Origin of the sequence: Allosphingosinicella sp., assembly GCF_036570505.1 — a bacterium.
Taxonomy (GTDB): Bacteria; Pseudomonadota; Alphaproteobacteria; order Sphingomonadales; family Sphingomonadaceae; genus Allosphingosinicella.
Genome location: NZ_DATCYB010000054.1, coordinates 14646 through 28993 on the forward strand (window position 1 = coordinate 14646; position 14348 = coordinate 28993).

Sequence of the window (14348 nt, forward strand, 5' to 3'; positions counted from 1 at the left end):
GGGGAGATCCGGTCTAGAAGAAGGATTTCTTTCGAAGATCGTTGAGCAGGTATAAGGTGTCCTGGCGAATGTTGCCGATGGGCCAACTCATGCTCGCTGGTCTTCGTCTCGCGTGCGATGCTTTCGATTGTGTCGGCCAGCCTTGCCACTATCTGGCAGAGCTGAAGGGCTGCTTCGGGCTTCATCTGGTCTCCCCCCTTGCGAACGCGGCCCCCATGCCGCGATCCGCTATCCCACTAATATCACTGATCTAAGCCAAGTCGAACAGCAATCTGCCTCAATCTCTCCCTTGCCGCCGCCGCGGCGCAACCCATCTGGATCATCATGCCCTTCTCTCAGTTGCCGCCGATGCTCGGCGAAGCCCTCGCTGCCCGCGGCTATGCCGCGCCCACGCCTGTCCAGGCCGCCGTGCTGGAGCCGGAAGCGGAGGGGAGGGACCTTATCGTCTCCGCCCAGACGGGTTCCGGCAAGACTGTCGCCTTCGGTCTTGCCATGGCGCCCCAGCTGATCGAGCCGAACGGCGAGCTTCCCTATATCCGCGAACCGCTGGCGCTGATCATCGCACCGACGCGCGAGCTCGCGCTCCAGGTCAGCCGCGAGCTGATCTGGCTCTACGGAAAGGCCGGCGCCCGCATCGCCACCTGTGTGGGCGGCATGGACGCCTCGAAGGAGCGCCGCGCCCTCAGCCAGGGCGCGCATATCGTCGTCGGGACGCCGGGACGGCTGCGCGACCATCTCGAACGTGGCGCGCTCGATCTTTCCAACCTCCGCGTCGCCGTGCTGGATGAAGCGGATGAGATGCTCGACATGGGCTTTCGCGAGGATCTGGAGGAGATACTCGACGCGACGCCCCAGGAAAGGCGGACGCTTCTCTTCTCGGCGACCATGCCCAAGCCGATTGTCGCCTTGGCCAAGCGCTACCAGCGCGATGCGCTGCGCATCTCCACGGTCGGCGAGGATCGCGGCCATGGCGACATCAGCTATCAGGCGATGGCGGTCGCTCCGGCCGATATCGAGAATTCGGTCGTCAACCTGCTCCGCCTTCACGAGGCGGAATCGGCTCTGCTGTTCTGCGCCACGCGCGACAACGTGCGGCGGCTTCATTCGAGCTTGACCGAGCGCGGCTTCAGCGCCGTCGCCCTGTCGGGCGAGCATAGCCAGAACGAGCGTAACCAGGCACTGCAGGCGCTGCGCGACGGCCGCGCCCGGGTGCTGGTGGCGACCGACGTCGCCGCGCGCGGCATCGATCTGCCCAATCTCAGCCTTGTCGTCCATGTCGAGCTGCCGCGCGATGCCGAGACCTTGCAGCACCGCTCCGGCCGCACCGGGCGCGCCGGCAAGAAGGGAACCGCGATCCTCGTCGTGCCCTATCCGCGGCGGAAGCGGGTCGAATCGGTGCTGCGCGGCGCCCGCATCGTGGCCGAATGGATCAAGCCCCCGACACCGGAGGACATCCGCCGCAACGACCACCAGCGCCTGCTGGCCGCCCTGCTCGAGCCGGTTGAGATCGACGAGGCCGACCGTGAGCTGGCCGCGCGGCTGCTCGAGCAGAAGAGCCCGGAGGAGATTGCCGCCGCGCTTGTCCGGGCCCATCGCGCGCGGATGCCGGCGCCCGAGGAGATGGTCGATGCCGGTCCGGGGGAACGACCCCACAAGATCGGTCCGCGACCCGGGTTCGAGGATACCGTCTGGTTCCGCATGGACATCGGGCGGCGTCACAATGCCGACCCGCGCTGGATCCTGCCGCTGCTCTGTCGTCGCGGTCACATCACCAAGAACGAGATCGGCGCGATCCGCATCGCCGCCAACGAGACGATGTTCGAGATTCCGCGCGCCGCCGCCGGCAAGTTCGCCGCCGCGCTGAAGCGGACCGAAGACGGCGATCCGGAAGGCGAGGGCGGCGTCCGCATCGAGCCGGTGCAGGGCAAGCCGCGTGAAGCGGCGAGGCAGAACCGGCGTGCCGGGCCTCCGCCGCCTCGCCACAAGGCCAAGCCCTTCCGGCCCGGGCCCAAGCGGCAGCGGTGAGCGTGCGCGTCCTCGTCGATGCCGACGCTTGTCCGGTGAAGGACGAGATCTACAAGGTAGCCTGGCGGCACGGCGTGCCGGTCAGCATCGTCAGCAACAGCATGCTGCGCGTGCCGGACCATCCGCTGATCGAGCGGATCGTCGTCGGCACGGGCTTCGACGCGGCCGACGACTGGATCGCCGAAGCGTCGGACGCGGGGACGGTGGTGGTTACGGCCGACATCCTGCTGGCCGATCGATGCCTCAAGGCGGGAGCCGCCGTGATCGCGCCCAACGGCAAGCCCTTCACCGCCAATTCGATCGGCGCGGCCATCGCCACCCGGGCCATCATGGCGGACCTGCGCGCCGGCGGCGACTCCATCGGCGGGCCGCCGCCGTTCGCCAAGAGCGACCGCTCACGCTTTCTCTCGACGCTCGACGAGGCACTGGTGCGGCTGAGACGCGGCTGAGACGAACCGTTCGGCGTCGCTATCGCTCGCCTTGTCCTGTGCGTGGGGCCCTCCCTCGAGTCGAGGCCGTTTCGTTCATCTGGGATACAGGCTTCGGGGCCATTTTCGGCGCGGGCGTTAACCAAAAATACGGTTAACGGAGCGAGCGAGGGGCAGTTTTCTCATGGCGATGTACATCTATCAGACCGACGGACACCCCGTCGGCTTCCGTTTCAGCAATTTCATTCATGACATGGGCGGCCGACCGCTCGGCCGCATCCTCGGCACGCATGTCTACCGGATCGACGGCAGCTATGTGGGCGAGCTGTTCAAGGAGACGGTGGTGGCGAAGCCGACGGTGAACCCGCGGTCGATCCAGCCGGTCTCACCGCCGCCCGTCGTTCCCGCCCCCGGCGCGAGCTTTCGGCGCCGCGGACTCGTTGATTACGGATATCGTGACGTCTTCCATCTGCTCTGCGAGGGAGATCAGACCCCCCTGTACCTCGACGAGCCGATGGCGATCGCCGCTGAATAAGCGGTGGGCGCGGCGGCGGTCCCCCCTGCCGCCGCGCCACTACCCTTCCGCTAGATTTTCATCCGTGCCGCGACGCGATCGTTCACCAGTTTTTCGAGGACGGTGAGGGGCACAGAACCCTGCAGCAGCACCTGGTGGAAGTCCTTGATGTCGAAGCGGTCGCCGAGCTTCGCTTTTGCATCAGTGCGCAACCTGTCCCACATGATATGGCCGACCTTGTAGCTCGTCGCCTGGCCCGGCCAGACGGTGTAGCGATCGATCTCGCCCTGGCTGCGGCCGCGGGCGATGCCGGTAGTGGCGATGAAATAATCGGTCGCCTTCTCGCGGCTCCAGCGCTTGGAGTGAAGGCCCGTGTCGACCACGAGGCGGGTCGCCCGGAACAGGTACGACTGGAGCATCCCGGCCCGACCCAGCGGGTCGCCCTCGAACATCCCCATCTCGTCGGCCAGTTGCTCGGAATAGAGCGCCCAGCCTTCCGAATAGGCCGAATAGCCGCCCAGGCGCCGGATCAGCGGGATCTCCGTCGATTCCTGCGCCAGGCTGACCTGGAGATGGTGCCCCGGCGTCGCCTCGTGATGGGTTAGGGTGGCAAGGCCGAATTTCGGCCGGTCGAACGAATCGCGTAGGTTGATGTAATAGATGGCCGGACGCGAGCCATCGAGCGGGGCGCTGTCATAATAGCCGCCGGGCGCCCCGGCCTGGATGAGCGGCGGTACCCGTCGCACCTCGACATCAGCCTTGGGCAGCGTCGCGAACGCCTCGGGCAGCTTCGCGTTCATCGCTACGATCTGCCGGTTCAGTTGCGCGAGGAGCGCGGCGCGGCCTTCGTCGGTGTTGGGATAGAGCTGCTCGGGATCCTTGTTGAGCGCCGTGAGCCGGGCGCCGGCCGTGCCCTGCGTCAGGCCGTGGGCCCTCAGGATCGGATCGAGTTGAGCCTCGAGATCCGCTACCTGCTCGAGCCCGAGCTGGTGGACCTCCTCGGGCGTCATATTGGTCGTGGTCGAAGCCTTGATCGCGCCGTCATAATAGGCCTCGCCATCTGGCAGCCGCCAAACGCCGGCATCATGGGTAGCGCGGGTGCGCAGGTCAGTGACGGTGGCGATCTGGCGGTCCAGAGCCGGGAACACGGCGCTCGCGACGATCCTCTCCGCCTTGGCGGCATAGTCGTCGCCGAGGCTTGCCTCCTTCGCCCTCCGCGCGATCGAGGCGACGAGGATGGTATCGGCCGCCGGCTGATCGCGCAAAGTCCGGAGCTGCTTCAGGGTCGTGTCGAGGATATAGTCGGGCGCGAAAACGCCCTTGGCGGCGTCGGTCTTCTGCCGCTCCAGGCTCTGGTCGAGCGCGGTCGGGAATTGCGAAAGGCGCGAGAGATAAGCGTCGGCGTCCGCTGCATTCCCGATGCTGTGCTGCGTATCGAGAAAGTCCGGTACGCCGCGATAGGGGCCGGTCAGCTGGCTGATCACATAAGGCGCGAAACGCCCTCCGGCCGATCCGTACGAGAAGCGTTCATTGGCCTCGATGCCCCTCACCAGACCATATTCGACGACGTCGTAATCGATCGCCGTTTCGTAGGAGAGCCTGTCACGGTCGACGCTGCGAAGCTCGGCCAGCTCCGCTTTAGATCGCGCCAGCTCCCTGGCCTCGCCGGCCGCCGAATAATCGCTGAGCCTGCTCCTCAGATGCGCCCGTTCGTCCTTGTCGAGGCCGAGGCCGGTCGCGCGCTCGGGGCTGTCCTCCAGCCGGCCGTAAAAGAAGCGGTCGAGCATGGCCTTGAGCCGCGCGCCCTCGCCGCCGGCGGTAGCGGTTCCGCTCTGAGCCATCACCGAATAGCCCGGCAAGGATGCACTGAGTGCCACCACGCCCGCCGACGCCATGAAAGACCTGCGATCCATATACGCTCTCCCGATCTTGCGTTTGGGGAGCAGGGCTAAGGATCGGGCGGCGGACTGTCTACCTGCGCGAAACCGTGGCGGCCGCCCGATCTTCCCAGCCGCCGCCGAGCGCCAGGAAGAGGGCGATCTGGTTGGTCGAAAGCTGCGCTTCCGACTGGGCCAGCGCCGCTTCGGTCTCGGCAAGCGAGCGCTCGGCGTCGAGCACGATCTGGAAGGGATCGCGCCCCGCCTCGAAGCGAAGCCGGGCGATCCGGGCGGCCTCGGCGCTCTGCGTCCTCGCGCGGCGCAGCGTGGCGACACGGTCGAGCTCCTTGGCATAGCGGGTGAGGGCGCTCTCCGTTTCCTCCAGCGCGCGCAGCCACGTACCGTCGAAGCGGGCGAGGGCGGCGTCGCCCTCCGCCTCGGCCTGGGCGATGCGAGCGCGGGCGACCGAAGTGTTGGGGAATGTCCAGGAAATGAGCGGCCCCAGCGCATAGCGGAACGCCCCGCCCGTGAAGAGATCGCCGATCGCGGCGGCGGTGGCACCGATCGAGCCGCCAAGGCTGATATCCGGGTAGAGCTCGGCCGTGGCCACGCCGATGCGCGCGGTCGAGGCGGCGAGCTCGCGCTCGGCCTGACGGATGTCGGGCCGGCGGCTGAGCAGCGAGGCGCCGTCGCCGACGGGAATGGCTGCGGTGATGACGGGTGGCGTATCGCACGAAGCGACCTCCTGCGGGAACTCCGCCGGGGGGCGGCCAGTCAGCACCGACAGGCGATAGAGCGCCGTCTGTCGCTGCGCCTCCAGAGTCGGAATAGCGGCGCGGGTCTGCTCCAGAAGGGCGCCGGCCTGGTTGGTCTCGAGCGCCGTGCCACGCCCGCCCTCCAGCAGGCGGCGCGTCAGGTCGTAGGTCTGCTCCTGCAGCGTCACGCTTCGTCGGGCGACTTCCAGTTGGCGCCCGGCATTGCAGGCGTCGGCATAGGCTCGCGCCGTCTCGGCGGCGACGGTGATGCGCGTGAAGTCGAAGGCGGCCTGCACGGCTTCCAGATCGGCGCGGCTTGCCTCGACGGCGCGGCGGATGCGGCCGAACAGGTCGAGTTGATAGCCGACGTCGAGCCCGACGTCGTAGATTTCACCCTCGTCCATCGCCTCGTCCAAGCCGTTGATGGCGCCGGACGGGCGGCTGTAGGTGGCGCTGGCGCTGACCGTTGTCGAGGGCAGCCGACCGCTCCGTACCTCGCGCAGCACGGCGCGCGATCGCGCCAGATTGGCGGCGGCGACGCGAAGGTCCGTATTGTAGGTCAAGGCCTCCTCGACGAGCCCGTCCAGCACCGGATCGTCGTAGAGGCTCCACCAGTGACCGGGCGGCTCGTCGCCGGTGAAGGCCGGAGATTCGCCGCCCATGAAGGCGGACTGACCGGGCGCGCCCGGCGCGGGGGACGTATAGTCGGGGCCGACCGTAGCGCAGCCTGTCAGCGCCAACGCGCCCACGATGGGAAGCAGGGAGCGGATCATTTGGCGGGTCCTTCCGGCGCCGTCAGCGGGTCGTGGGGCGTCCCGCCATAGGCCGTGGGATAGTGGGTCTCCTTCTCGACGCGCTTCGGGAAGAAGCGGCTCCAGCCGCGCGTCACCACATAGAAGACCGGCGTGAAGATCAGGCCGAAGAGGGTGACGCCCAGCATGCCGAACACGACCGCCGTGCCAAGCGCCTGGCGCATCTCGGCGCCCGGCCCCACCGCGATGGCGAGTGGCAGCACACCGAAGATGAAGGCGAAGCTGGTCATCAGGATGGGCCTGAGGCGCGAGCCGGCGGCGTGCACTGCTGCGTCGAAGCGATCCATGCCCTGGTCCTCCTCGGCCTGTTTGGCGAATTCGACGATCAGGATCGCATTCTTGGCGGCGAGCGCGATCAGCACGACAAGACCGATCTGCGTCAGGATGTTGTTGTCCATGCCGCGCAGATTCACGCCGAACATAGCCGCCAGAATACACATGGGCACGATCAGGATGACGGCGAGCGGCAGGGTCAGCGCCTCATATTGCGCCGCCAGCACCAGGAAGACGAACACCACGGCCAGCAGGAAGATGAGGGCAGCGGTATTGCCCGCCGCCTTCTCCTGGAAGGCGAGGCCGGTCCATTCATAGCTGAATCCCGGCGGCAGCTTTTCGGTGGCCAGTTGCTCCATCGCTCCCAGCGCCGCGCCGGACGAGACGCCGGGCGCGGACGAGCCTTGCAGCTCGGCCGCCGGGAAGAGGTTGTAACGGACGACGCGCACCGGGCCGCTGTCCTCGCGAACGGTCGCGACGGAGGAGAGGGGCACCATCTCCCCGCTCGCCGAGCGGACCTGGAGACGGCCGATGTCCGCGCGGTCGTTGCGCGAGGTCGGCTCCGCCTGGGCCGTCACGCGGAAGGTGCGGCCGAACAGGTTGAAGTCGTTGACATAGGTCGAGCCCAGATAAGTGCCGAGCGCTTCGAAAATCTGCGCCGGCTGGACACCCAGCAATTGCGCGCGGTCGCGGTCGACATCGGCCTCCAGACGCGGCGAGCCAGTGTTGAACAGCGAGAAGACCTGGGTGACTTCAGGAACCTGTTGGGCCGACATCATCATGTCCATGGTGACGCCGGCGAGCGCGTCATAGCCGGCGCCCGAGCGGTCCTGGATCATCATCATGAAGCCGCTGCCGTTGCCGAGGCCCGGCACGGCCGGCGGCGCGATGAAGAAGACCATCGCCTCGTCGATCTGGGCCGCGATCTTACCGGTCAGCTGCTGGGACAGGACGGTTGCGCTCATCGAAGGATCGCGACGCTCCTCGAAGTCAGAGAGCTTCAAGAACATGGTGGCCGCGTTGGAGGCCTGGGAGAAGCTTGAGCCGTCGAGGCCCGCGAAGGTCGCGGAGTCGATGACGCCCTCCGTCTCCATGGCGATCTCGCGGGTGCGGTCGAGCACCGCCGCGGTGCGCTCCAGCGACGCACCGGGAGGAAGCTGGACGACGCCGATCAGGAAGCCCTGGTCCTGCTCGGGGATAAAGCCCGTCGGCGTATCCATCAGCCGCCATCCGGTAAGGGCGAGAAGGCCGGCATAGACGACGAGCACGATGGTCGTCATGCGCACCAGCCTGGCGGTGAGCTTCCCGTAATTCTCCGAAAGCCAGTCGAAGCCCTGGTTGAACTTGGCGGCGCCGACACGGACGGGACGCAGCCAGCGGGGGCCGTGGTCTATCTCATTATCCTTGTGCGGCTTCAGCAGCAGCGCCGCCATGGCGGGCGACAGGGTCAGCGAGATGAGGAGCGAAATCAAAGTCGCCGCCGCGATGGTTACGGCGAACTGGCGGTAGAAGATGCCGGGAATGCCCGACACGAACGCCGTCGGCACGAACACCGCCACGAGCACGAGGCCGATGGCGATCAGCGCGCCCGAGACCTCGCGCATCGTCCGGTGCGCCGCCTCGCGCGGCGTCAGGCCGTTGCGGACATGCTTCTCCACCGCCTCGACGACGACGATGGCGTCGTCGACGACGATGCCGACCGCCAGCACCAGCGCAAACAGCGACAACGAGTTGATCGAAAAACCGAGCGCGAGTTGCACGGCGAACGTGCCGACGAGCGCGACGGGAATGGCTATGATCGGGATGATCGCCGCCCGCCAGGTCTGGAGGAAAACCAGAACCACGAGCATGACGAGCACGATCGCTTCGAGCAGCGTCTCCTGCACCGCCTCGACCGAGGCCTGAACATATTCGGTGGGGTTGTAGGGAATCGAATATTGGATGCCGGCGGGGAAGTCCTGGGAGGCGTCCTCCATCTCGTTCAGCACCTGTTCCGCCGCCGCCAGAGCATTGGAGCCGGGCTGCTGGATCATCGCCAGCGCCACGCCGCGCTTGCCACTGAAAGTACCCTGGATGCCATAGTCCTGCGATCCCAGCTCGACCCGGGCGACGTCGCGGACGCGGGTGATGGCGCGCGTCTCCGGATCGGTCTTGATGACGACGTCGGCGAACTGGGAAGGGTCGCTGAGTCGCCCCTGCACCTGGATCGGGAGCTCGAAAGCCGGATTGCCGGAGGCGAAAGGAGGCTGGCCGATCGCGCCGCCCGCCACTTGCACATTCTGACTGCGGAGCGCCTGGACGATCTCGCCGGCGGTGAGGTTGCGCGCCGCCGCGCGGTCCGGATCGATCCACACACGCATCGAATAATTGCCGCCGCCGAACACCTGGACGCCGCCGACCCCTTCGATGCGCAGCAGCCGGTCGCGTAGGTTAGTATTGGCGTAGTTGCCGATATAGTCGATGTCGAGGTTGGGGTTCGTCGAGGTCAGCGCGACGATCATCAGGAAGCCTTCGGACTGCTTCGCGACCGTGACGCCTATGCGCCGCACTTCCTCCGGCAGGCGCGGTTCCACCAGCGCCACGCGGTTCTGCACCAGCACCTGCGCCTCGTCGAGATCGGTGCCGGCCTTGAAGGTGACGGTGATCGCAGCCTGTCCCGCCGACGTCGACGACGACGTCATGTAAAGCATGTTCTCGACGCCGTTGATCTCCTGCTCCAGCGGCGCGGCGACCGTTTCGGCCATCGTCTCGGCGGTGGCGCCGGGATAGAAGGCCTGGACGCTGATCGTCGGCGGCGCGATCTCCGGATATTGGGAGAGCGGCAGTTGCGGATAGGAGAAGGCGCCGATCAGGGTGATGAACACCGCGATCACCGACGCGAAGATCGGCCGCTCGATGAAGAAGGAGGATATGTTCATGTTTGACTATCCTCAGCGCGCGGCCGCGGCCGGCGTCGCGATGGACGCCGGGGGCGCGTTGGCGGGCTCCACAGCGTTGCCTTCCTGTATCGTGGCCGGCTTGATCTGGCCCGCCTTTGCGGTGACCTTCTGCCCCGGCATGGCGCGCTGGATGCCGCCGATAATGACGCGCTCGCTCGCCTCAATGCCGCTGCGGATCACGCGGAGGTCGCCGAGCGTCGGCCCAAGCTCGACCGGCTTCGGCACGACGCTGCCTTCCTTGTCGACGACGTAGACGAGCTTGCGCGCGGCGTCGGTGACGATGGCGGTATCCGGCAGCAGCATCGCGCGATAGGGCTCGGTGCCGGCGAGACGCAGATGGCCGAACATGCCGGGTTTCAGGAAGCCGTCCGGATTCTGGACGACCGCCCGGGCTCGGACCGTGCCGGCGCCGGTGTCGATGCTCGTGTCGACGAAATCGAGCGTGCCGGCATGGGCATAGGTGCTTTCGTCCTGCAGGCGGATGCGGACGGGCTTGCCGCGTGCGGCTCCCGAATTCTGCCGCTGATATTTGAGCAGCAGCGCTTCCGAGCCTTCGAAGGCGAAGTGGATGGGGTTGGTCGATACGATTGTGGTGAGCACCGTCTGGTCGGCCGTGACGCTGTTGCCGACGTCGACCAGTCGCTCCGACACTCGGCCGGAGATCGGCGCCTGGACACTGGTGAAGCCGACGGTGAGCTGGTTGGCCCGAACGGCGGCGCGGGCGGCGTTGACGTCGGCGACCCCGGTGCGCACCGCCGCCTGGCGCGCCTCCACTTCTTCCTTGCTGGCGGCTTGCGACGCGGCCAACGTTTGCGAGCGCGCCAGCTCGGTCCGCGCATTGGCGAGCGAGGCCTCGGCGCGCGCCAGCTGCGCTCGCGCCTGATCGAGCTGCGCCCGGGCGGGACGGGCGTCGACCGTGAACAGCGTTTGCCCCGCCTCGACATACTGGCCGTCGCGGAAGTGGACGCGCTGCAGATAGCCGGTGACGCGCGGCTTTACCTCGACGCGCTGGATCGCCTCGAACCGGCCGACATAATCGTCCCAGTCGACGACTTGCTGCACCAGCGGGGTCGCGACGGTCACCTGCGGCGCTGGCGGGGGCGCCGCTGAATCGCCCGACGAGCAGCCGGCCAGAAGCAGCGTGAGGGCGGCGGTCGCCGCAGCCAAGCTCTTGAGTTTCATGCGAAGTTGTCCCGTAAACGCTTGTGCGGCGAACATGTGTCCGCCCCCTTCCGCCAAGCCCTCGTGCCTACGGCGGATGACGCACCTATGAAGGCGTTCAGGCGATGTCAACAATTGTGGACATAAAAGTCAGCACTCGTTGACGAAGCCAAACGCTATGGTATTGAAAGCCATGAAATGTTCCGACATCGGGCCGGCGCGCACCCGCAACGCCGCCGCCACCCGCCACGCAATCCTTCTCGCCGCCACCGGGCGCTTCCTCCAGGACAGCTATGAATGCGTCGGCCTTCGCGACATCGCCCGCGACGCCGGCATCGACGTCGCCCTCGTCAGCCGCTATTTCGGCAGCAAGGAAGAGCTGTTCGCCCAGGTTCTGCGCGGCGAGGGCGAGGAAAAGGCGCCGCTGGAGGGAGATCCGACCGACCTTCCGTCCCGCCTCGCCGACCTGATGCTCGACAAGGGTTGCGAGAACGACCGCGACAATATCGAACGTCTGCTCATCATCCTGCGCTCCGCTTCATCGCCCAAGGCGGCCGAGATCGTCCGCGGCGCCCTCCGCCACGACATGCTGGAGCCGTTCGCCGAGCTGATCGGCGGCCGCAACGCGGCCCTCAGATCCAGCTTCGTCATGGCCATCTTCATGGGCACCACGATCCTGCGTACCGTCATGCAGGTGGGGCCGCTCTGCGAGGAGGACAGGGGGATCGTGCGCCGCAAGCTGGAGCAACTGTTCGAGGCGGCCCTGTGCGAAGCGGAGCAGCGGCCGTAGGCCATCGAAATCACGGAGATGGAGGCCCGAGCCGGAATCGAACCGGCGTGCAAGGATTTGCAGTCCTCTGCGTAACCACTCCGCCATCGGGCCGCCAGGGAGCGCAAATGGGCGGGTGGGCATCGTCTGTCAAGCAGGTCCGGGCGCTGTCCGCCAGCGGACGCTCGTGTCCGGAAACGAACAGTAGGCACGCCGCCGCCTGGCGCCGATCCTGGTGGTGAAAGGCGCGGCCGTTCCGATTTCCCACTGGCATGGCTCTTGCTGCCGCTCGTCCATGAATTCGCAAGACTCTCTGCTTGGCCTTCGCCGGTCGGATGGTTAGAAGCCAGAGACGTGCATAGTGTATTGCGCTACTAAGACAGTTGTGCGAATAGGGGCCGAATGACCGAGCATAATTTCGAGCATATGCGCCGCGCCATGGTGGCGAGCCAGTTGCGGACGACGGGGGTCAATGATCCGCGCGTCGTCGCCGCGATGGGCGCCGTGCCGCGCGAGCGTTTCGTGCCGGACGACCGGATCACCGTGGCCTATGCCGACGCGCTGGTGCCCCTCGGAAACGGGCGCCAGCTCAACACACCGATGTCGCTTGGGAGGCTGCTGACCGAGGCGCGGCCGCGCGAGGACGATCAGGCGCTCGTGATCGGCGCCGCCACCGGCTACGCCGCCGCCGTGCTGGCGCGGATGGTTCGCTCGGTCGTCGCGGTGGAGGAGGATGCGGCGCTGGCCGCCGCGGCCAAGGCCGCGCTCAAGGGCACCAACGCGAAGCTGGTCGAAGGGCCGCTCGCCAAGGGCTACAAGAAGGGTGCGCCCTATGACCTCATTCTTATCGACGGCGCGGTCGAGTTGATTTCTGATGCGCTCGTCGACCAGCTCGCCGAGCGCGGCCGGCTCGTGGCGGCGATCCTCGACAATGGCGTCGCGCGTATCTCGATCGGCCGCCGCGGGGGCGGCGGATTCGGCACGGTGGCAGTGGCGGACGCCGCCTCGGCCATTCTCCCGGGGTTCGAGAAACCCCGTGGTTTCACCTTCTAGAAAGCGGAGTAGGGCGTAATGCGGGGAGGCTTATTGACCGCGACAGGACTGGCGGCATTGCTGGTCGCCGGGGCCGGGCAGTCGCAGACGACGGCGCCGCAGCAGCCGGTGTCGCCGGCGCAGGCGGAGGTGCCCGACCAGGCCGACACGGAGACGCTGCGCGAGGCGCTGGTCCAGACGTACCGGACCAATCCGACGCTGACCGGCCAGCGGGCTCAGGTCCGCACCCTCGACGAGGATGTGGCGATCGCCAAGGCGCAGGGACGACCGCAGATATCGGCGACGGCCGGCGTCAACCAGGATCTGACCCGTACCGGAGGCGGCAATGGCCGCAATTTCAGCGCCGGAGTCGATGTCAGCCTCCCTTTATTTCAGGGCGGCCGGGTCAGGAACTCGGTCCGCGCCGCTGACGTCCGGGTCCTCGCCGGCCGCGCCACCCTGCGCGCCACCCAGGGCGATATTTTTACGGAAGCGGTGGCAGCTTATATGGACGTCATCCGCGACCGGTCGGTGGTGACCTTGAATCGCAATCAGGTGCAGGTACTCGAGACCAACCTTCAGGCGAGCGAGGACCGGTTCGAGGTCGGCGACCTGACCCGCACCGACGTCGCCCAGTCGGAGGCCCGGCTGTCGCTGGCGCGCAGTACCCTCGCCATCGCAGAAGGGCAGCTTGACGCCAGCGAGGAGAATTACCGCCGCGTGATCGGCGAGCTTCCCGGCGATCTGCAGCCGCCGCCGCCCCTGCCGCCGCTCCCCGAAACGCCGGACCGCGCCGTCGAAATCGCGCTCGCCAACAATCAGGACCTCGTCTCGATCCAGAACCAGGTTCGCGCGGCCGGCCTCGACGTGCGCGTCGCCAGCGCCGATCGCCTGCCGACCGTCGAGGCGATCGGATCGGGCCGCTACACCAATTTCCTGGGCTCCCAGGACGAACGCTTCGGCACTGCCCCGGGCGAGCTTCCCAACACCGAAACCACCACGGGCATCGGCGTCCAGGCGAGAATTCCGCTCTACCAAGGCGGCATAGTCGGCGCCCGCGTCCGCCAGGCGCAGGCTTTCCAGAGCCAGCTCATCGAGCAGGGGATCGAGATCGAGCGCGCCGTCGTCGCCAATACCCGCGCCGCCCTGTCCAGCTACCAGGCCGCGCGCGACGCCATTGAATCGAACGAGATCGCGGTCGCGGCCAACCAGCTCGCCCTCGAAGGCACGCGCGCCGAGCAAAGCGTCGGCACCCGCAACGTGCTTGACGTGCTCAATGCCGAGCAGGAACTGCTGAACAGTCAGGTGGCGCTCGTCACCGCCCGCCGCGACGCCTATGTCGCGGGCTTCCAGTTGCTGAACGCCATGGGTCAGGCGGAGGTCGAGGACCTCAACCTCGACGGCGGATATATCTACGATCCGGCCGTCAATTACGAGCGGGTCTCGGACCGCGCCTCGGATTGGGATTCGGATCCGGAGCCGAGGCCGGTCGCCACGCGCACCGTCTACGGCCCGCCCGAAAACACCCCCGTGACACCGCCCACCGAATAAGCGATAAGGCCTTCGTTATGGGGGATATTAACCGTGATCCGTCGATGGAAGAGATACTGGCTTCCATCAAGAGGGTGATCGCCGAGGACGGCCGCGCGCCCGCGCGTCCGCCGCGCGACGACCGCTCCGAGGATCAGCCGATGGAGGCGCCGGTGGAAGAAGACGTTCTCGAACTCAGCGATCCGGTGTCCGAAGCGGACGGACTCACGTCC

At 67.1% G+C, this 14348-nt stretch carries 10 protein-coding genes, 1 tRNA gene and 1 pseudogene; 7 read left to right on the forward strand and 5 right to left on the reverse strand.

Annotated features, from left to right (window positions below):
* Positions 1-324: 324 nt before the first annotated feature.
* From VIR62_RS05765 to VIR62_RS05775, 3 genes are all read left to right on the forward strand, one after another.
* Positions 325-2025: a DEAD/DEAH box helicase gene (locus VIR62_RS05765; RefSeq protein WP_431869465.1), complete on the forward strand. Its 1701-nt coding sequence runs from the start codon at positions 325-327 to the stop codon at positions 2023-2025.
* 2 nt (positions 2026-2027) lie between these two features.
* Entirely contained in the window at positions 2028-2474 is a 447-nt protein-coding gene (locus VIR62_RS05770) for a YaiI/YqxD family protein (RefSeq protein ID WP_431869481.1), read from the forward strand.
* Positions 2475-2637: 163 nt separating this feature from the next.
* Positions 2638-2988, forward strand: coding sequence for a 4-fold beta flower protein (locus tag VIR62_RS05775; protein ID WP_431869467.1), 351 nt, complete (start codon positions 2638-2640; stop codon positions 2986-2988).
* Between the two features lie 50 nt (positions 2989-3038).
* On the opposite strand, the gene VIR62_RS05780 is transcribed toward VIR62_RS05775, so the two are convergent.
* The 4 genes from VIR62_RS05780 to VIR62_RS05795 are packed head-to-tail and all read right to left on the reverse strand — an operon-like array spanning position 3039 to position 10805.
* The gene (locus VIR62_RS05780; protein ID WP_431869468.1) at positions 3039-4880 is read right to left on the reverse strand and encodes a DUF885 domain-containing protein; all 1842 of its coding nucleotides are present in this window, start codon (positions 4878-4880) and stop codon (positions 3039-3041) included.
* Between the two features lie 58 nt (positions 4881-4938).
* The gene (locus tag VIR62_RS05785) at positions 4939-6372 is read right to left on the reverse strand and encodes an efflux transporter outer membrane subunit (protein ID WP_431869470.1); all 1434 of its coding nucleotides are present in this window, start codon (positions 6370-6372) and stop codon (positions 4939-4941) included.
* Complete coding sequence (locus VIR62_RS05790) at positions 6369-9602, reverse strand: efflux RND transporter permease subunit (RefSeq protein ID WP_431869471.1); 3234 nt, start codon at positions 9600-9602, stop codon at positions 6369-6371. Before VIR62_RS05790 ends, VIR62_RS05785 begins: the two co-directional genes overlap by 4 nt.
* Before the next feature lie 12 nt (positions 9603-9614).
* The gene (locus tag VIR62_RS05795) at positions 9615-10805 is read right to left on the reverse strand and encodes an efflux RND transporter periplasmic adaptor subunit (RefSeq protein ID WP_431869473.1); all 1191 of its coding nucleotides are present in this window, start codon (positions 10803-10805) and stop codon (positions 9615-9617) included.
* A 172-nt stretch (positions 10806-10977) separates the two neighbouring features.
* Here VIR62_RS05795 and VIR62_RS05800 point away from each other — a divergent pair, with 172 nt between their 5' ends.
* Positions 10978-11574: a TetR/AcrR family transcriptional regulator gene (locus VIR62_RS05800; protein WP_431869475.1), complete on the forward strand. Its 597-nt coding sequence runs from the start codon at positions 10978-10980 to the stop codon at positions 11572-11574.
* A gap of 19 nt (positions 11575-11593) precedes the next feature.
* Here VIR62_RS05800 and VIR62_RS05805 read toward each other — a convergent pair.
* Positions 11594-11667: transfer RNA gene (locus VIR62_RS05805), tRNA-Cys, on the reverse strand.
* 288 nt (positions 11668-11955) lie between these two features.
* On the opposite strand from VIR62_RS05805, the gene VIR62_RS05810 reads away from it, so the two are divergent.
* The 3 genes and pseudogenes from VIR62_RS05810 to VIR62_RS05820 all read left to right on the forward strand — a co-directional run.
* Positions 11956-12606, forward strand: coding sequence for a protein-L-isoaspartate O-methyltransferase family protein (locus VIR62_RS05810; RefSeq protein WP_431869477.1), 651 nt, complete (start codon positions 11956-11958; stop codon positions 12604-12606).
* A 33-nt stretch (positions 12607-12639) separates the two neighbouring features.
* Positions 12640-14136, forward strand: a complete 1497-nt coding sequence (locus VIR62_RS05815; protein WP_431869479.1) for a TolC family outer membrane protein — start codon at positions 12640-12642, stop codon at positions 14134-14136.
* A gap of 17 nt (positions 14137-14153) precedes the next feature.
* Positions 14154-14348, forward strand: a pseudogene (locus VIR62_RS05820) (DUF2497 domain-containing protein); the annotation flags it as partial.

Excerpts from the sequence above, each read along its gene's own strand:
- VIR62_RS05765 (WP_431869465.1), top strand. The coding sequence starts at position 325 with ATGCCCTTCTCTCAGTTGCCGCCGATGCTCGGCGAAGCCCTCGCTGCC.
- VIR62_RS05775 (WP_431869467.1), top strand. The coding sequence starts at position 2,638 with ATGGCGATGTACATCTATCAGACCGACGGACACCCCGTCGGCTTCCGT.
- VIR62_RS05780 (WP_431869468.1), bottom strand. The coding sequence starts at position 4,880 with ATGGATCGCAGGTCTTTCATGGCGTCGGCGGGCGTGGTGGCACTCAGT.
- VIR62_RS05785 (WP_431869470.1), bottom strand. The coding sequence starts at position 6,372 with ATGATCCGCTCCCTGCTTCCCATCGTGGGCGCGTTGGCGCTGACAGGC.
- VIR62_RS05790 (WP_431869471.1), bottom strand. The coding sequence starts at position 9,602 with ATGAACATATCCTCCTTCTTCATCGAGCGGCCGATCTTCGCGTCGGTG.
- VIR62_RS05795 (WP_431869473.1), bottom strand. The coding sequence starts at position 10,805 with ATGAAACTCAAGAGCTTGGCTGCGGCGACCGCCGCCCTCACGCTGCTT.
- VIR62_RS05800 (WP_431869475.1), top strand. The coding sequence starts at position 10,978 with ATGAAATGTTCCGACATCGGGCCGGCGCGCACCCGCAACGCCGCCGCC.
- VIR62_RS05810 (WP_431869477.1), top strand. The coding sequence starts at position 11,956 with ATGACCGAGCATAATTTCGAGCATATGCGCCGCGCCATGGTGGCGAGC.